17 protein-coding genes are annotated in these 16,143 nt (G+C 66.9%); 8 read left to right on the forward strand and 9 right to left on the reverse strand.

Features of this window, described 5'->3' with window-relative positions:
• The first annotated feature begins 40 nt into the window (after positions 1-40).
• Both JNG39_RS09505 and JNG39_RS09510 read left to right on the forward strand, forming a co-directional pair.
• On the forward strand, positions 41-1,204 hold the full coding sequence (locus JNG39_RS09505) for a murein hydrolase activator EnvC (RefSeq protein WP_368311016.1): 1,164 nt from the start codon (positions 41-43) through the stop codon (positions 1,202-1,204).
• 14 nt (positions 1,205-1,218) lie between these two features.
• Positions 1,219-2,571 (forward strand): S41 family peptidase, encoded by a 1,353-nt coding sequence (locus JNG39_RS09510; RefSeq protein WP_368311018.1) that lies wholly within the window; start codon positions 1,219-1,221, stop codon positions 2,569-2,571.
• 357 nt (positions 2,572-2,928) lie between these two features.
• Here JNG39_RS09510 and JNG39_RS09515 read toward each other — a convergent pair whose 3' ends face one another.
• From JNG39_RS09515 to JNG39_RS09535, 5 genes are read right to left on the reverse strand one after another with little or no spacing between them, the layout of a single operon-like run.
• Positions 2,929-3,543, reverse strand: a complete 615-nt coding sequence (locus JNG39_RS09515; protein WP_368311019.1) for a hypothetical protein — start codon at positions 3,541-3,543, stop codon at positions 2,929-2,931.
• A gap of 5 nt (positions 3,544-3,548) precedes the next feature.
• Entirely contained in the window at positions 3,549-4,310 is a 762-nt protein-coding gene (tatC, locus tag JNG39_RS09520; RefSeq protein ID WP_368311021.1) for a twin-arginine translocase subunit TatC, read from the reverse strand.
• Positions 4,297-4,695, reverse strand: coding sequence for a Sec-independent protein translocase protein TatB (tatB, locus tag JNG39_RS09525; RefSeq protein WP_368311022.1), 399 nt, complete (start codon positions 4,693-4,695; stop codon positions 4,297-4,299). The genes tatC and tatB overlap by 14 nt, the downstream gene beginning before the upstream one ends.
• A 13-nt stretch (positions 4,696-4,708) precedes the next feature.
• Positions 4,709-4,957 carry a twin-arginine translocase TatA/TatE family subunit gene (tatA, locus tag JNG39_RS09530; RefSeq protein WP_247372847.1) on the reverse strand — a complete coding sequence of 83 codons (249 nt, stop codon included), beginning with the start codon at positions 4,955-4,957 and terminating at the stop codon, positions 4,709-4,711.
• Between the two features lie 58 nt (positions 4,958-5,015).
• Positions 5,016-5,705 (reverse strand): lipid-binding SYLF domain-containing protein, encoded by a 690-nt coding sequence (locus JNG39_RS09535; RefSeq protein WP_368311024.1) that lies wholly within the window; start codon positions 5,703-5,705, stop codon positions 5,016-5,018.
• Between the two features lie 107 nt (positions 5,706-5,812).
• On the opposite strand from JNG39_RS09535, the gene hemH reads away from it, so the two are divergent.
• A complete protein-coding gene (gene hemH / locus JNG39_RS09540; RefSeq protein ID WP_368311026.1) occupies positions 5,813-6,934 on the forward strand; it encodes a ferrochelatase in 1,122 nt (373 codons plus the stop codon).
• The gene (locus tag JNG39_RS09545) at positions 6,927-7,763 is read left to right on the forward strand and encodes an alpha/beta fold hydrolase (RefSeq protein ID WP_368311027.1); all 837 of its coding nucleotides are present in this window, start codon (positions 6,927-6,929) and stop codon (positions 7,761-7,763) included. Before hemH ends, JNG39_RS09545 begins: the two co-directional genes overlap by 8 nt.
• Before the next feature lie 77 nt (positions 7,764-7,840).
• Here JNG39_RS09545 and cyoE read toward each other — a convergent pair whose 3' ends face one another.
• The 4 genes from cyoE to JNG39_RS09565 are packed head-to-tail and all read right to left on the reverse strand — an operon-like array spanning position 7,841 to position 11,188.
• Positions 7,841-8,758: a heme o synthase gene (gene cyoE, locus JNG39_RS09550; RefSeq protein ID WP_368311029.1), complete on the reverse strand. Its 918-nt coding sequence runs from the start codon at positions 8,756-8,758 to the stop codon at positions 7,841-7,843.
• Complete coding sequence (locus tag JNG39_RS09555; protein WP_368311031.1) at positions 8,755-9,906, reverse strand: heme A synthase; 1,152 nt, start codon at positions 9,904-9,906, stop codon at positions 8,755-8,757. The genes cyoE and JNG39_RS09555 overlap by 4 nt, the downstream gene beginning before the upstream one ends.
• Complete coding sequence (locus JNG39_RS09560) at positions 9,906-10,466, reverse strand: hypothetical protein (protein WP_368311033.1); 561 nt, start codon at positions 10,464-10,466, stop codon at positions 9,906-9,908. The genes JNG39_RS09555 and JNG39_RS09560 overlap by 1 nt, the downstream gene beginning before the upstream one ends.
• On the reverse strand, positions 10,463-11,188 hold the full coding sequence (locus JNG39_RS09565) for an SURF1 family protein (protein ID WP_368311034.1): 726 nt from the start codon (positions 11,186-11,188) through the stop codon (positions 10,463-10,465). The genes JNG39_RS09560 and JNG39_RS09565 overlap by 4 nt, the downstream gene beginning before the upstream one ends.
• Before the next feature lie 41 nt (positions 11,189-11,229).
• Between JNG39_RS09565 and JNG39_RS09570 the strand changes: the two genes are divergently transcribed.
• The 4 genes from JNG39_RS09570 to JNG39_RS09585 all read left to right on the forward strand — a co-directional run bounded on the left by JNG39_RS09570 (position 11,230) and on the right by JNG39_RS09585 (position 16,118).
• On the forward strand, positions 11,230-11,466 hold the full coding sequence (locus JNG39_RS09570; RefSeq protein ID WP_186448276.1) for a twin transmembrane helix small protein: 237 nt from the start codon (positions 11,230-11,232) through the stop codon (positions 11,464-11,466).
• A gap of 242 nt (positions 11,467-11,708) precedes the next feature.
• Positions 11,709-13,979 (forward strand): hypothetical protein, encoded by a 2,271-nt coding sequence (locus JNG39_RS09575; protein WP_368311036.1) that lies wholly within the window; start codon positions 11,709-11,711, stop codon positions 13,977-13,979.
• Positions 13,976-15,190 (forward strand): hypothetical protein, encoded by a 1,215-nt coding sequence (locus tag JNG39_RS09580; RefSeq protein ID WP_368311038.1) that lies wholly within the window; start codon positions 13,976-13,978, stop codon positions 15,188-15,190. The genes JNG39_RS09575 and JNG39_RS09580 overlap by 4 nt, the downstream gene beginning before the upstream one ends.
• Before the next feature lie 82 nt (positions 15,191-15,272).
• On the forward strand, positions 15,273-16,118 hold the full coding sequence (locus JNG39_RS09585; protein WP_368311040.1) for a hypothetical protein: 846 nt from the start codon (positions 15,273-15,275) through the stop codon (positions 16,116-16,118).
• Positions 16,119-16,143 lie beyond the last annotated feature (25 nt).

A 16,143-nucleotide genomic window follows, 5' to 3' on the forward strand; every position in this document is an offset into this window, starting at 1 on the left:
CGGCAGCCGGCCCAGCCACGGGATGGGTCATAATCGGTCCATGCGCCCATTCCGTCCCCTGCCCCTCGCCCTCGCCCTCCTCCTGACCGCCCTGACCCCCGCCGCCCACTCCGCGCAGGACGGCAAGGCTCGCGCCGAACAGGAGCAGGCCCGGCAGAAGCTCGACGACGTGCGCAAGCAGATCGACCAGCTCGCGAAAGACCAGCGGGACACCGCCAACACCCGTGACAGCGCCAACGCGGCCCTGGCCCGCCAGGCCGAGCAGGTCTCGGCCGCGGCCCGTGCCGTGCGCGACACCGATGCCGAGCTGGAGCAGCGCAAGCGCGACCTCGAACAGCTCGGTGAGCAGAAGAACGGCATCCAGCAAGGCCTGGATCGCCAAAAGGGTGCCCTGGGCGACCTCCTGCGCGCCACCTACACGCTGGGCCGGGGCTCCGACCTCCAATTGCTCCTCGGCGACGAGGACGTCAACCGGATCTCGCGTGCCCTGGCCTACTCGCGCTATTTCCAGCAAAACCGCGTGGAGCGGATCAAGGGCCTGCTGGCGGATCTTTCCCGACTCCAGGAGGTCGAAGCCGCGATCTCCGCCGAACAGCAGAAGCTGGAGGCGACCCGCGCCGAGCGCGAGAAGCGCGCCGCCGACCTGGAAAAGCAACGTGTCGAACAGCAGAAGCTCGTGGCCCAGGCCGATTCGAAATACAAGGACCAGGCCTCGCGCATCGCCGCGCTCAAGCAGAACGAGACGGACATGAACGCCCTGGTCGCCCGCCTGCAGAAGGTGATCGACGAGGCCGCGAAGGCCGCCGAACCGGCGCCTTCGCCCAAGGGCACGCCCACCGCTCCGCTGGGCAACCTGCGCGGCAACCTGCCGTGGCCCGCCAACGGCGCGGTGCATGCCTACGGCAACGGCGTGATCATCGTCGCGCCACGCGGCAGCGAGGTGAAGGCGGTGGCGCGCGGCCGCGTGGTGTTCGCGAACTTCCTGCGCGGCTACGGCATGATGATCATCGTCAACCACGGCAACGGATTCATGAGCATGTACGGCAACAACGAAACGCTGCTGCACGGCGTGGGCGACATGGTGGAGGCCGGCGAAGCCGTCGGCACCGCCGCGGCGCCGGCCGGCGACAGCGGCGCGTATTTCGAGCTGCGCCAGGGCGGCAAGCCCATCGACGCGCGCGGCTGGCTCGGCAAACGGCATTGATCCTGGAGAAAGGCATGCGGCAGCACCCCCTTCGGCTCGCCCTCGCGCTGGCCCTCGCAACCGTGCTGGCGGTTCCCGCGCACGCGCAGAAACACGAGGCCAAGCCGGCCATCAAGCAGCCCGACGCACCCGCGGCGTCGTCCACCACGGCGGCGAAGGTGGCCTCGGCGGCCGACGACGACGTCGATCTCGACGATATCCGCAATTTCACGCGCGTCTATCACATCATCCAGCAGGCCTACGTCGAGAAACTCGACAACAAGACCATCATGAAGGCCGCCATCTCCGGCATGCTGGAGAACCTCGACCCGCACAGCGAATATCTCGACAAGGACGGCCTCGCCGAACTGGACGAAGACACCACCGGCCAGTACGGCGGCCTCGGCATCGAGGTGCTCCAGGTCGACGGCATGCTGAAGATCGTCTCGCCCATCGACGATACGCCGGCATCGCGCGCCGGCATCAAGGCCGGCGACACCATCCTGAAGGTCGACGGCCTGGTGGTCGACGGCCAGAACATCGACGACGCGTTCAAGAAACTGCGTGGCGACCCGGGCTCGAAGATCACCCTCACCATCCTCCACGAGAAGTCGGACAAGCCCGTGGACGTGCCCCTGGTGCGTGAGCGCATCAACGTCACCAGCGTGAAGGTGCGGGCGCTCGAGCCGGGTTACGTGTACGTCCGCCTGAGCCAGTTCCAGGAAGACACCGCGTCCGACCTGGAGAAGAAGCTGGGCGACTACATCAAGAAGAACGGCGCGCCCAAGGGCGCCGTGCTCGACCTCCGCTCGAATCCCGGCGGCCTGCTGACCACGGCGGTGGGCGTGGCCGACACCTTCCTCGACAGCGGCGGCATCGTCAGCACCAAGGGACGCCTGCCCGACGCCAACCTCAACTTCGATGCGCACCCGGGCGACATGCTCAACGGCGCGCCGATGGTGCTTCTGGTCGACAACGGCACCGCTTCGGCCGCGGAGATCGTCTCCGGCGCACTCAAGGACAACCATCGCGCGCTCATCATGGGCAGGCGCACGTTCGGCAAGGGCGTGGTGCAGACCGTGCTGCCGCTCGACCAGGACCACGCGGTGAAGATCACCACGGCGCGTTACTACACGCCCAACGGTACGTCGATCCAGGCCGAGGGCATCAAGCCGGACATCGCGCTGGCCGATCTGGCCGTGAACAAGAGCGACACGCCGCCACAGCTGATCGGGTCGGAGGCCGACCTGCCGAACCACCTGGTGAACGAGAAGGGAGCCGCCGACGACAAGGGATCGGCGGATGACGACGGGAAGCTGGCGATCGAGGACTATGCGTTGTCGCAGGCGCTCAACGTGTTGAAGGGGCTTGCGCTGGGCCGCCGGTGACCGCCTCACCGCTGCGTTGGCTTTTCGCCGATACGATCGGCTCCCACCCCTCCGGTAGTCAGCGCGAGAAAGGCTTGCTACCGGGTCGGCTCACACCCCTCCGGTAGTCACCGCGCGAAAGGCCTGCTGCTGGGTCTGCTCCCGCCCCTCCGGTAGCCACCGCGCGAAAGGCCTGCTGCTGGGTCTGCTCCCGCCCCTCCGGTAGCCACCGCGCGAAAGGCCTGCTATCGGGTCGGCTCCCGCCCGGTGGTCCCTGCTCGAAAACCTTGCTACCGGGCAGGCTCCCATCCCTCCGGTAGCCGTCTCGTGGACCTTGCTACCGAAGGGGTGGGAGCCGATCGCATCGGCGAATCCCGGTTACCAGAACTTCCACCAGGGCCGCCCTGCCCGCGCCATGCGCCGCCGCAACCGTCGCGATGCCGCCCGGGGAATCACCTCCTCCCCCATCTTCCACCCATCGAAAGCCGGCAACCCATACGCCGCCGCCCCGAAGTCGTATTCGAAGCCCGTGACCATCTCGGCCAGTTCCACCGGCAGGGCGACGAAGCAGTCGACGTCGCGGCCGTCGGCATCGGCGAGATCCTGCTCGGATTCGAAACGAGCATGCAGTACGTCGAAGCCCGGCGGCAGGCTGCCGCTGGTGACCAGCACGCGGATCTCGTCAGCCTGGGCGGCATGTTCCACGTGCCAAAGCACCGCGCCGTTTTCGTAGCAGGTGACCACGCTGTAGGCCGTGGCGTCGTATTGCACGCTCACCACCGTGCATCCCCTGGACAAGGGCAGCACGGCATCTTCCACGAGAAGCGGCGATCCCGCGCGCGCCACCACCACGAACCAGCCCGACGGCAGGGTCAGGCAAAAACCGCGCTTCGCGCGCGGGGATGTCTCGCCGTTCCGGGCGAGATTCAGCTCGGCGAACACCGCCGTTTCGTCCTTACCCTTTACCGCCAGCCAGCCGAGGGTTACGGCCATGGCGCCTACTCCCGTTGTTCGGGGGGTTTCAGCAGGAATCGTACCGAAAGCACGCCCAGCTCGTAGAGCAGGCACATGGGTACCGCCAACATCACCATCGACAGCAGGTCGGGCGGCGTGATGAAGGCCGAAATGGCGAACGCGCCGACGATGGCGTAGCCGCGCCCCTTGCTGAGCTTTTCGGCGTCGACCACGCCGATGGCCGCGAGGATCACCACCGCCACCGGCACTTCGAAGCACAGACCGAAGGCGAAGAACATCAGCATCACGAAATCGAGGTAGTGCGTGATGTCGGTCATCATCGCCACGCCGTCGGGCGTCACCGCGTTCAGGAACTTGAAGGCAGCGGGCATCACGACGAAATAGGCGAACGCACAGCCCGAATAGAACAGCACCAGCGCGGCGACCAGCAGCGGCTTGGCCAGGCGTTTTTCGTGCTTGTACAGGCCGGGACTCACGAAGGCCCACAGCTGGTAGAGGATCATCGGCATGCTGATGAACAGCGCGACGAAGAAGGCCAGCTTCAGCGGCGTCACGAAGGGGCTGGCAACCTCGGTGGCGATGAGGTGCGCGCCATGGGGCATGCGGTCGACCAGCGGCTTGGCCAGCTCCGCATAGAGGTGGTTGGCGACCGGCACCAGGGCCAGCAGCACCAGCAACAGCACCACGATGGCGCGCATCAGGCGCGCGCGCAGTTCGATCAGATGGGAAAACAGGCCCGCTTCGAGACCGTCCTCGGCGGACGGATCGGGCTCACGTGCGGTCATGCGGTTCGTTCCTGGGCGGTGGCACCGGCTCGGCCGTGACCGGCGCCGGCGTCTCGTCCGCCGTCACGCGGGCGGCCTGGGTCTCGGTGAAGGTATCGCGCACCTGGTTCCCGGTGCGGCGCATCTCCTCGCCGGTGGCACGCAGGTCGTCACGCACGCCGTCGTGGGCGGAGCGCGCCTGCTCCGCCGTCTCACGCAGGGTGCGACGGATTTCCTCGGCCTGAATCTCGCGCTCCACCTCGGAACGCACGCTGTCCCAGCCGTTGCGTACGCGGCGCAGGAGCGCACCGGCGGTACGCGCGGCGTGGGGCAGGCGTTCCGGCCCGAGGACGATGAGCGCCACCAGCGCGAGCAGCAGCAGTTTGCCGAAGCTGATCTCGATCATGGCGGCGCCGCGATCACGGGTTGCGGTCGTGGGACTCGGCGTTCTCGCGCTGGGCGGTGGACGCCGAGGCGGACGGCGGCGGATCGGCGCGGAGCTTCTCTTCGCGCAGACGCTCTTCGCGACGGGTCTCTTCGTCGCCTTCCATGCCCTTCTTGAAGTCGCGCATGGCACCGCCCAGGTCCGAGCCGATGTTACGCAGCTTCTTCGTGCCGAAGATCAGCACGACGACGAGCAGCAGGAGGACGATATGGGTAATGCTCATGAAAAACCTCGAGGGCCCTCAAAGGGCCGGTGGGACGGATGGCACCCCCCGGGCGCCGTCACTTCTGAGTGTACTCCTCAAGTTTATCCCGGAAATTGACTACTTCGGGGGGTACGTTCGTCACGCCGCCCTCAAAAATGCGACGGGGCGTGATGCCCTTTCCGTAAATCTGCTCGTTGGAGTCGTCGTCGATGCTGAAATGCGTGCCGTCCAGCGCCACGCCCGCGAACAGGCCTTTCGCGCGGGAATAGGTGTAGATCTCCGCCTTGAGCTGGCCGTCGGTCGCCGCGGTGGCTGAGCGGCCCACCGGGCCCGCCGCCGCGGAGGCATTGGCGCCGAGGGTGAATTTGCCGTCGATGATGCTCTGCACGCCACGGTCGGTACGGAACACCAGGATGACGTCGGTCGACTGGATGCCGGCCTGGAAGCCCACGCCCGCGCCGGCCATCGAGATGAAATTGGGGTTGGACCAGGTGCCGTCGGGGCTCTTGATCGAGATCAGGCCCTCGCCCTTGGCGCCGGAGAAGACGAATCCACCCTTGACCATGTCGGGCAGCACCGCGATCGCCCTGGCGTTCTTGAGCAGGTCGGAGGGAATCGACTTGTCGGGGGCGTCGTTGATCATCTCGTCGAGCACCCGGACGGCGTTGCGAGCCTGCTCGCGCGGCGGATCGGCGGCCTGCGCGGCCATGGACGGCACGAATGCCAGGAGGCCGAGGGCGAGCAGACGATAATGGCGTGAGGACATCGAGGAAGCTCCTTTGCGTGCGAAAGGCATCGGGTGCGACGTTCGGGGACGAGCCCGCCGCGCCGCGCTGTGGCAGACTGCGGCGATCCCCGCGAACGCCGACGCCGATGCCAGGTACGCCAAACTATACCGGCCTTGCCGGCCATTCCCATGACCTTCCCGCCCGTGTCGGCGTCCTGCTGGTTAACCTCGGTACACCCGAAGCACCCACGGCGGCGGCCTTGCGCCCCTATCTTGCGGAATTCCTCGGCGACCCCCGGGTCATCGAGTATCCCCGGCTGCTATGGAAAGCCATCCTCCATGGGGTGATCCTGCGCGTGCGCCCCAAGCGCTCGGCCCACGCCTACGCCCGCATCTGGACCGAACAGGGCTCGCCCCTGCGCGTGGGCAGCGAAGCCCTGGCCGCGGCGCTGCAGGCCGAGCTGACGCAGCGCCGCCCCGGCCCGATCCGTGTGGAGCTGGCCATGCGCTACGGCCGCCCGGCGGTGGCCGAGACCATCGCGCGCATGCAGCGCGAAGGCGTGCGCCGCCTGCTGGTGCTGCCGCTCTATCCGCAGTATTCGGCCACGTCCACCGGCAGCGTCTTCGACGCCGTGGCCGACACGATCAAGGGCCTGCGCTGGCCGCCCGAACTGCGGCAGGTCAACGACTACCACGACGACCCGGCCTACATCGCCGCGCTGGCCGCCGGCGTGCGTTCCCACTGGGAACGCCACGGCCGCGGCGACAAGCTGCTGATGAGCTTCCACGGCATCCCGGAGCGCTACCTGCGCGCCGGCGATCCGTATTTCTGCCAGTGCCACGCCACCGCGCGGCTGCTGCGCGACGCCCTGGGCCTTTCGGAAAACGAGGCGCCGCTGGCGTTCCAGTCGCGCGTGGGCCGCGAACGCTGGCTGCATCCGTATACCGACGAAACCGTGCGCACGCTCGGCCGCGAAGGCGTCAAGCGCCTCGACGTCGTCAGCCCCGGCTTCGCCGTGGACTGCCTGGAAACGCTCGAGGAAATCGCCATGCAGAACGCGGAATTCTTCCGCGAGGCGGGCGGCGGCGAACTGAGCTACATCCCTTGCCTCAACGCGGACGGCGCCCATGTCGATGCGCTGGCCGGACTCGTGCTGCGCCATACGCAAGGCTGGCCGGAATTCGCTCCCGACTACGACGCCGCAGCGGCAGCGGCGTCGCTGGCCGCCTCGCGCGAACGCGCCCGCCGGGTGAACGCGGGTGCGTGAGCTGCGCTTCGACATTCCCGGCCTGGAGCTTTCCGCCCTGGCCTGGGGTGAACCCGATGCGCCGCCGCTCGTGGCGATCCACGGCTGGCTCGACAACGCGGCCAGCTTCGCCCTGCTCGCGCCACGCCTGGCCGAACGCTTCCACGTCATCGCCATCGACCTGCCGGGCCACGGTCATTCGCAGCACCTGCCGCCGAGCGCGGTGTACCAGCACGCCGACTACGTGCGCGCCGTGCTGGCCGCGGTCGAGGCGCTGGCCCTGCCGCGATTCCACCTGCTCGGCCATTCACTGGGGGCGGGCGTGGCGACGATGCTGGCCGTGGCCGCGCCGGAGCGCATCCGTCACCTCTCGCTCATCGAAGGGCTGGGACCGCTCGGCGACGACGGCTCGCGCACGCTCGATCGCTATCGCGAGGCGATGGCGTCGGGCCGCGGCAACCACCGTCCGCTGCGCGTGTTCGGCAGCGTCGACGAGGCCGTGGAGGTGCGCGCGGCGGTGAGCGGCCTGGATGCCGTACTGGCCAAACCCATCGTCGAGCGCGGCTTGCGTGAGGTGATCGGCGGCTACAGCTGGCGCAGCGATCCGCGATTGTCGAAACCGACGGCGATCCGCCTGGCGGAGACGCAGGTGATGTCGTTGCTGCTGGGGCTGGCGGCGCCGACGTCGTTGCTGTTGGCGCGGCCACATGCGCCTTACCTCGAGCCCGACGCGTTGCAGGTGCGGATCGATTGCGTGGCGGATATCACGGTGACGCATCGGGACGGGGGCCACCATTTGCATCTGGAGCAGCCGGCCGCGGTCGCGGACTGGCTGCTCTCGGCCTTGTAGGATTCGCCGATACGATCGGCTCCCACCCCTTCGGTAGCGCGCTTCCTACCGAAGTCGTAATGGCGAATCACGCCACCTCAGACCACCGGCGCGAAACGGATCGCCGGATGCACCATCGGCTCCACGAGCCAATGGTCGGCGAGCAGGAAGGCGAACAACACCATCAGATACACGATGGAGTAGTTGAACACCTTCATCGCGAAGAGCTCGTCCGGCGGATTGAACAGCTTCACCGCGTACCAGAGGAATCCCGCGCCGAGCACCACCGCGCCCAGCAGGTAGATCAGGCCGCTCATGCCCGTGAGGAACGGCAGCAGGGTCACCAGGAACAGCAGCACGGTGTAGAAGAAGATGTGCCAGCGCGTGTAACGCACGCCGTGCGTCACCGGCAGCATCGGCACCTGCGCGCGCGAATAATCGTCGACGCGGAAGATCGCCAGCGCCCAGAAATGCGGCGGCGTCCACACGAAGATGATGAGCAGCAGTTGCAGGGCGTAGGGGTGCAGCGAGCCGGTGACCGCCGTCCAGCCCAGCACCGGCGGCGCCGCCCCCGCGATGCCGCCGATCACGATGTTCTGCGGCGTGGCACGCTTGAGGTAAGCGGTGTAGATCACCGCGTAGCCGATCAGCGAGAAGAACGTCAGCACGGCGGTGAGCATGTTCACCAGCAGCACCAGGATCGCCATCGACACCAGCCCCAGCACGGTGGCGAAGACGAACACCTGCATGGGCGTGAGTTGCCCCGTGGCGAGCGGGCGATGCGAGGTACGCGCCATCAGCCGGTCGATGCGCTGGTCGATGAGATGGTTGTACGCCGCCGCCGAGGCCGAGGCGAGCCAGATGCCCAGCGTGCCGAAGACCACCGCGTGCCAGCCCGGCAGCATGCGCTCGCCGTTCTCGTCCACGGCGAGGAACATGCCGATGACGGCGCAGAACACCAGCAGCGCGACCACGCGGGGCTTGGTCAGTTCGAGGTACTGGCGAAAGGTGTTCAAAGGATCTCTCTCGTTGCGGGCAGCCGCTGCGTGCGGGCCAGGGCCGCAAGCAGGGTGAACAGGAGCAGCGCGGCCACGCCATTGTGCGCCGTGGCGACCGGCAGCGGCAGGCCCAGGTGAACGTTGCCGATGCCCAGCAGCACCTGGGCCACCAGCACCACGCCGATGGCGATGCCGACACGGCGCAGGCCGGCGCGGGCCAGCCGGTGGGTGAGCCAGGCAAGATAGCAGAATGTCACCAGCGCGCCGATACGATGGGCGATCTGGATGGCGCTGCGCGCGGCCATGTCGAGCACGCCGCCTTCGTAGTTCACGCCGATGCCGCGCCAGAGCACGAAGCCCTCGTGGAAATCGGTGGCGGGCCACCACTGGCCCAGGCATTTGGGAAAGTCGACGCCGCAGGCGAGCGCGGCGTAGTTGGAGCTGGTCCAGCCGCCCAGCGTGATCTGGCAAACCAGCACCACGATGCCGATCGCCACGGGACCCCGCAACGCGGCGTAGCGATCGTCGACCGTGCCGACCCGCCACCAGCGCAGCGCGGCCCAGGCCAGCAACGCGAACGTGGCCAGGCCGCCCAGGAGATGGCCGGTGACGACGATGGGTTTGACCAGCAGCGTCACCGTCCACATGCCCAGCATGGCCTGGAAGATGATCACCGCGAGCGTGGCGACACCGATGCGCCATGCGCCGGGCCGGTCCAACGTGGCCGCGGCGAGCAGCGGGAGCGCGATGGCGAGCGCGGACAGCACGGACGACACCGTATGCTCTCCGCGCGTATACAGCACCACGCCCGCGGCCGCGAACACGGCCGAGGCGATCACCGCGACGACGGCCAACGTACGTCGCCACGCCGCGATCAGCGCGATCGCCAGCACCATCACGCCGAGGCTCCCGGCGAGGAAACGGTGCACCTGCTCGCGCCAGGCCTTGTGCGTTTCGTAAGGACGATCGGGAAACGCCTGGTTGGCCTGCGCGATGTCCTGCGCATGGCCGGGCCAGGTGACCTTGCCGTAGCAGGTGGGCCAGTCCGGGCACGACAGGCCGGCGTTGGACAGGCGCACGAACGCGCCGAACATCACGACGCAGAAGGCGAACAGCGCGGCCAGCAGCGCCAGGCGGCGCAGGGCTTTCACGGCACGGGGGGACATCAGCGGATCACCTTCTGCAGGTCTTTGCGCAAGCCGTTCGGATCGAAGCCCGCGGGATACCACGCGAGCGCGGTGGCGTTGGATTCGACCAGCACCGCCGACACGGTGTCGGGTTCGGTCGGACGGAATTCATCGAATGCACCGCTCCGGTCGTCGCCCTGCGCGTAGGCGGCCATCACATCGGCAGCGTTCCGCGGCGAGGTGCCCAGGTAGAGCAGGCGCAGGCGATCGGCGTTGCGGTTGAGCACGATGCGCGCGTTGCGCATCAGTCCGAGCGTGGCCACGCAACGCGCCGCGCAACCAGGGCCCGGCAGCGCCACGAGGGTGAGCCGCGGTTCGCTGTCGCGCCATGCCCACGGCGTGCCGTTCACGTCCACGCGCACGTTGGCCAGGCTGCGTTGCGGCACGATCGGCTGGCCGTTGCCGTGGCCCTGGGGCTGCCAGTCGCTGAGCGTGAGGATGCCCGCCGCCACGATGGGCGCGAGGAAGACGAGCATGATCAGCACCAGCTTGAGGCGGCCGCTGCCGGGACGTGCGGAGGTGGCGTTGGATTCGGTCATCGGTCCGTCGGTGGGCGTCGTTTGCGGTGGAGGACGAGGAAGATCACCACGGCGGCGATCGCGAAGGTGAACCACTGGAAGGCATAGGCGCGGTGGCGCGCCGGCGGCATCACGGCGGGCGTCCAGTCGCGCGCGTAGAGCGCACCCGGATCGGCATCGAGCAGCAGCACGCGCGGATACAGCACCCGCCCGAGATCGACGCCGATCTCCTTGAGGTCGACGTAGACCATCGTCTTCTCGGCGCCCCGCTGCTCCGGCAGGCGGTCGCCGCCCAACCGAACGCCGACGCCCGGCGGCGGCACGTAGAGTCCGCGCAGCACGGTGTCGCCGGTGGGCAACGGTGGCAGATGGGGATTGGCGCCGGCCTCCTTGGGCAGGAAACCCAGGCCCACCAGCACGAGGCGGTCGCTCTTGCGTGGCGCGAAGGGCACGTAGACCTGCACGCCGACCTGGCCGCCATGCGACTGGTCGTCGAGAAGATAAGCGTGCCCGGGCACGTAGCGGCCGTGCAGCTCCAGCCTGGGATAACGGTCGACGGGAGGCGATTCCGGGATGTCGCCGAAGGTCTCCACGCCCGCGGCGGCGGCTGTGGCATAGCGCCGCAGGAGATCCTCCTTCTCGTTCGCGCGATCGAGCTGCCAGACGCCCAGGCGCACGAAAGCCAGCACGCCCGCCACGGTCAGTGCGACAGCGAACCACGTGGGCCGGCGCAAAAAGCTCATGCAATGAGCCTCGTACCCGCCGCTATACTCGGATTGTCGCAATGGGGCGGAACGATCACGTGGAAACCATCTACAAATACGCGCTGGTGATCCTGCTGTTGGTGGTGCTGTTCAACCTCGGGCAGGCCCTGTTCTTCATGATGACCGACAAAGGCCAGAGCAAGCGCACCGTCTGGGCGCTCACCCGTCGCATCGGCCTGTCCCTGCTGCTCATCGCCATGGTGGCGCTGGGCATCTTCATGGGCTGGCTGCATCCCCACGGCGTCGGACAATTCTAGCGCGCCACCGCCGGGGGCCAAGGCGCGGTGCGGCAATCGGTGCCGGCGCATCCCGCGTCAATCCACGCGAAAGCCTCGCTTCCACCCCGTAAACCGCCCACCAGCCACGAAATTCCTCATGGATAGATGGGACCTTCGCCGTGAGCGAATGTCCTGAACGTCCTGATTTCCAACGAAGAGTGATCCGAGCGTCGCCACGGCCTGCCAACCTGCCGTGATGGATCGTTTTTCTGGAATGAGCAATGACGCTGCATCGGAAGCACCTCGGGGCGGGCCTGGGAGGCCTGGGTGCGTTAGGAATCGCCCCGTATCTGTCCGGCATGGCCATCCTGCTGTCGCTGGGATTGCCCTTTGACGAACTGCGTTTCGGCCTGGCCTGGGCGTATTGGCAGGCCATCGACCTGCCGGCATTCGCCGCCCATGCCGGTCGCATCCGCTGGGCCGGCGGCATCGGGCTGGTCGCCGCCCCGCTGGCCTGGGCCGCGATCGTCGGCACGGCGTGGTGGCGCGGCTACCGCGTTCGTCCGCCGCGCGTTCCGCTTTTCGCGCGCATGTCCGCGCTGAAGACGGTCTGGCCGCGTGCCTCGTCGGGACGCCTCCCGTCAGACGCGTCGCTGTTGATCGTCGCGCCCGATTATCCACGGGCTTTCGCGGCGTTGTTGCCTGCGTTGCGCGACCAGGCAGGTCCCATGCTGGTCGTGGACATCGAGGGCAAGCTGCACGACGCCGCGGCGGCGTGGCGCGCCGGGCACGGTCCCGTGCAGCGTATCGCGCCATTCGGCGGTGGCATGCCGTGGAACCCGCTGGCGGCGATGTGTCATGACCATGGCGTGCATCGCGAAGCGGTTACATCGCTTGTCGCCTCCTGGTATCCGGGCGGTACGCCATTCATCACCAGCCTGATCGAACTCGCGTTCCGTGCGTTGCTCGGCGTGGTGAACGACACCCTGCGCCACGCGGGCGACCCGGCGACGCCGGCGCCGGGCGATCTTGCGCGGCTGGCACGGTTGCCACTGAACCACGCGACGCTCGATCGCCTGGCGGTCATCCCAGGGCTCACCCCCGACACGCGCGCGGACCTCACCGCGTGGCGGCGCGTCGACGACGATGCGCTCGCCCTCGTCGCGCAGCAGCTGCGCCCGCCCCTGGCCCGTTTCCTCGATCCGGTGCTCGACGCGCATACGCGCGGCCCCTCCCGACCGCTGCAAGGCACCGTGTTCCTCACCGTGCCTTACGCCCACCGGGCCGAAGTCGTGCCGTTGCTGCACGCGCTGCTATGGCCGTGGCGGCAGGCGCCCACGCTCGTCGTCCACGGCCTCGACCTGCTTCCGGTCCTGCCGCCCGTGCGCCGTTGCCTGGCGACGGCGGTGTCGATGCAGGGTCTGCTCGCGATGCACGGCAAGAACGCCGAGGTCTTCGCCCGACGCTTCCGCTTCGTGGCCTGGCATGGTCCCGGCCGCGGATCCGGCCTGGCCGAGGACATCGATGCACTGGGCACGTATCTCACCGCCCACGGCCACTACGGCGAGCGGCTCACCACCGACACGTACCGCGCCGCCTTGCGCCGGCTTCGCACGGGAAAGCAGGCGGTTTTTTCGCCCCTGCTCTGGCCGCCCGTGCGTTGCCCGGTCGTCACCGCCCCGTCGCGACATCCGACGACGCCACGCTCATCCCACGAAGGAGAACCGATGACCCTGCCCACCCCCATCGCCGCCCTGCTGGCCTCGCTCGCCGTCGCCACCGCGACACCCGCCGAAGCCGCGCCCACGGCACGCCTGGCCGCTGCAACGACGCCTACCGTTCCTACCCACGTCGTCAAGCTCGGCCCGCATCGTTTCCGTCTGCCGGTGAACGTCTTCAATGGGCCGGAAGGCTTCAGCTACAAGGGCATCGAGTTCGGCATCGCCCTACGCTGGCCGACGCTGGAACCGTACCCCTTGGGCGTCAATTTCCACGACGACAACGATGACTTCATTTCGTCGGTACGAATCATCGTGAGCTACTTCGAACGACTGAGCGACGAGGAGGCGAGTAATTTTCTACTTCACCACCTTCGCTATGGCAAGGAAGCCAGCCCCTACATCCGCAACAATCCCGCTCATAACCTGGACATGCGTATCCGGGGTGAACCGCGATTTGGGCTAACGCCCTACTACCTCGACACCCAACGACTCAAGGCCTACTACACCAAGGAATTCGGTCCGAACAGCAAGGCCGTCATTCATGTCAACGAGTGGGGCGAGGACTGGTTCCTGCGCCGAGGCAAGGATGGCGTCCCGCTCACCTTCGTTACATGTTCGACGCGCCTGCGGCCCGACGGCGTCACTGTCACCGGTCAACGACTGGTAGATGGTAAGCCGGGGGAACACCGTGCGGTGTGCACGCACGAGTTCCTGCTGCCTCAATACAAAACCATGGTCAGTGCCGACTACCTACGGGTCATGTTGCCGGACTGGAAAAAGATCGAGGCACGCGTCGCCGACATCCTTCGTGATGCAGAGGTGACCGAATGACGACTTCGAAAGGCTTGAACGAAAAAGACATTCACGTCCTCCAGTACTACGCGGATCGAGGCAATCGCGAACTGTACTGGAACTACCTGGCCCAACTTCCAGGCAACGACGGCTACGGCGAACTGGCCCTGGGCGTCGTCCGTAATGACAACATGCCAGGCGCCACGGCCAATGCCTATGCCGCCGCCTATGCACGCGAGCACGATCAAAGAACCCTGACCGAGCGTGACTGGGACAACTTCGGGATTGACCTTATCCGACGAGACCTCGCTTACCGAACAGCCTTCGTCAACAAGGGGGAATACGGCCACGCCCTCAACCTACCGGTGTTGCGTGTGCAGCAGGCGCACGACAAGGCATTCAACAACATTAACGTCGACCCCAACGCATGGACCCCACGCAAGCTCCTCCAAGCGGCTCGCACCCACGGCGAGGACGAAGCCGAGAAGATGTGGACCAGCCTGCTAAGCAATGATGTGGTGGGCCTGGAGCGCTTCAAGGACACGGTTTGGGAGCTAATTGATAACAGGAGCATGTCATGGCGCGACGGCGCCGAATACTTCGCCGACATGACCTCGGCCTACGTCACGGCGATGGGCGAACGCTCGCATCTTCCGCCCGACATCGTCGGATCCCAAAGGCATTACCACGTGCGCGACGGCCACGGCGATTGGACGCGTGTGCATATCCCCTACATGTCCTCCGACCTGATGCGATCGGTCAGCGAGGTCAAGGATCCGGAAACGCTGCGCCAGCTGGAAGACACCTATCGCCTTCGCCTGGATCGCGCGGCCGCCCGCGACGCCTTCGCACCCGACGATCCGGGCAAGCTCGTCGCCTCCCCCCATCCCCTGGCCGACACGCGGCCCACCGTCTCGATGCCCAAGCCCGGCGACGATCCGCTGTACGCCACGCTTCGTCACCAATTGCCCTTCGACGTCTCCGACGACAAGGTCGCCGAGGTCGCCCTGGAGGCACGGCAGGCGGGCATCCGGCGGCCGGCGCAACTGGAAAGCGTACAGATCCATGACGATCGCATCGTTTGCGAAGCGATCAACCACGGCCCCTGGGTGGACGTGGAGTTGCTTACCTCCGCACCGCCGAAGGAACAGAGCCTGGACCTGGCGCAACAGTTCGACCAGCAGGCCATGGCGATGGAAGCCCAGCGGCAGATGGCCGTGCAACATGCCGGGCCCACCATGCGCATATGATGCGCCAGGGTTTTCCCCAACCATGCACTTCGATCCGGCGAGAGGCGTAGGCGCGCAGGTCGCCGCTTAGCTGCCGCGCCCCGTGCCCCACGAAGAAAAGCCAATGACCCCATCCCTACCCATCGCCGCCCTGCTGGCCTCGCTCGCCGTCGCCACCGCGACACCCGCCGAACCGGCCTCCACGGCACGCCTGGCCGATGCATCGACGCCTACCGTTCCTACCCACGTCATCAAGCTCGGCCCGCATCGTTTCCGTCTGCCGGTGAACGTTTTCAATGGACCGGAGGGCTTCAGCTACAAGGGCATCATGTTCGGCATCGCCCTGCGCTGGCCGACGCTGGAACCGTATCCCTTGGGGGTCAATTTCCACGACGACAACGATGACTTCATTTCGTCGATACCAATCATCGTGAGCTATTTCGACCGACTGAGCGACGAGGAGGCGAATAATTTTCTGCTTCACCACCTTCGCTATGGCAAGGAAGCCAGCCCCTACATCCGCAACAATCCCGCTCATAACCTGGACATGCGTATCCAAGGCGAACCGCGATTTGGGCTAACGCCCTACTACCTCGACACCGAACGACAGAAGGCCTACTACACCAAGGAGTTCGGCCCGAACAGCAAGGCCGTCATTCATGTCAACGAATGGGGCGAGGACTGGTTCCTGCGCCGAGGCAAGGATGGCGTCCCGCTCACCTTCATTACGTGCTCGACGCGCCTGCGGCCCGATGGCGTCAAGGTCGTCGATCGACGACTGATGGATGCTGAAACGGGTCAACGCCGTGCGGTATGCAGGCACGAGTTCCTGTTGCCACAGTACAAGGCTATGGCTAGTGCCAGCTACCTCCGGGTCATGTTGCCGGACTGGAAAAAGATCGAGGCACGCGTCGCCGACATCCTTCGTGATGCGGAGGTGGCGGAATGAGCTATCCAAAGGTCTTGAACGGGAA

This window comes from Luteibacter sp. CQ10 (assembly GCF_040900725.1).
Classification (GTDB): Bacteria; Pseudomonadota; Gammaproteobacteria; order Xanthomonadales; family Rhodanobacteraceae; genus Luteibacter.

What these genes read in the sequence shown, in the direction of transcription:
- JNG39_RS09505 (WP_368311016.1), top strand. Translation starts at nt 41, where the DNA reads ATGCGCCCATTCCGTCCCCTGCCCCTCGCCCTCGCCCTCCTCCTGACC.
- JNG39_RS09510 (WP_368311018.1), top strand. Translation starts at nt 1,219, where the DNA reads ATGCGGCAGCACCCCCTTCGGCTCGCCCTCGCGCTGGCCCTCGCAACC.
- JNG39_RS09515 (WP_368311019.1), bottom strand. Translation starts at nt 3,543, where the DNA reads ATGGCCGTAACCCTCGGCTGGCTGGCGGTAAAGGGTAAGGACGAAACG.
- tatC (WP_368311021.1), bottom strand. Translation starts at nt 4,310, where the DNA reads ATGACCGCACGTGAGCCCGATCCGTCCGCCGAGGACGGTCTCGAAGCG.
- tatB (WP_368311022.1), bottom strand. Translation starts at nt 4,695, where the DNA reads ATGATCGAGATCAGCTTCGGCAAACTGCTGCTGCTCGCGCTGGTGGCG.
- tatA (WP_247372847.1), bottom strand. Translation starts at nt 4,957, where the DNA reads ATGAGCATTACCCATATCGTCCTCCTGCTGCTCGTCGTCGTGCTGATC.
- JNG39_RS09535 (WP_368311024.1), bottom strand. Translation starts at nt 5,705, where the DNA reads ATGTCCTCACGCCATTATCGTCTGCTCGCCCTCGGCCTCCTGGCATTC.
- hemH (WP_368311026.1), top strand. Translation starts at nt 5,813, where the DNA reads ATGCCAGGTACGCCAAACTATACCGGCCTTGCCGGCCATTCCCATGAC.
- JNG39_RS09555 (WP_368311031.1), bottom strand. Translation starts at nt 9,906, where the DNA reads ATGTCCCCCCGTGCCGTGAAAGCCCTGCGCCGCCTGGCGCTGCTGGCC.
- JNG39_RS09560 (WP_368311033.1), bottom strand. Translation starts at nt 10,466, where the DNA reads ATGACCGAATCCAACGCCACCTCCGCACGTCCCGGCAGCGGCCGCCTC.
- JNG39_RS09565 (WP_368311034.1), bottom strand. Translation starts at nt 11,188, where the DNA reads ATGAGCTTTTTGCGCCGGCCCACGTGGTTCGCTGTCGCACTGACCGTG.
- JNG39_RS09570 (WP_186448276.1), top strand. Translation starts at nt 11,230, where the DNA reads ATGGGGCGGAACGATCACGTGGAAACCATCTACAAATACGCGCTGGTG.
- JNG39_RS09575 (WP_368311036.1), top strand. Translation starts at nt 11,709, where the DNA reads ATGACGCTGCATCGGAAGCACCTCGGGGCGGGCCTGGGAGGCCTGGGT.
- JNG39_RS09580 (WP_368311038.1), top strand. Translation starts at nt 13,976, where the DNA reads ATGACGACTTCGAAAGGCTTGAACGAAAAAGACATTCACGTCCTCCAG.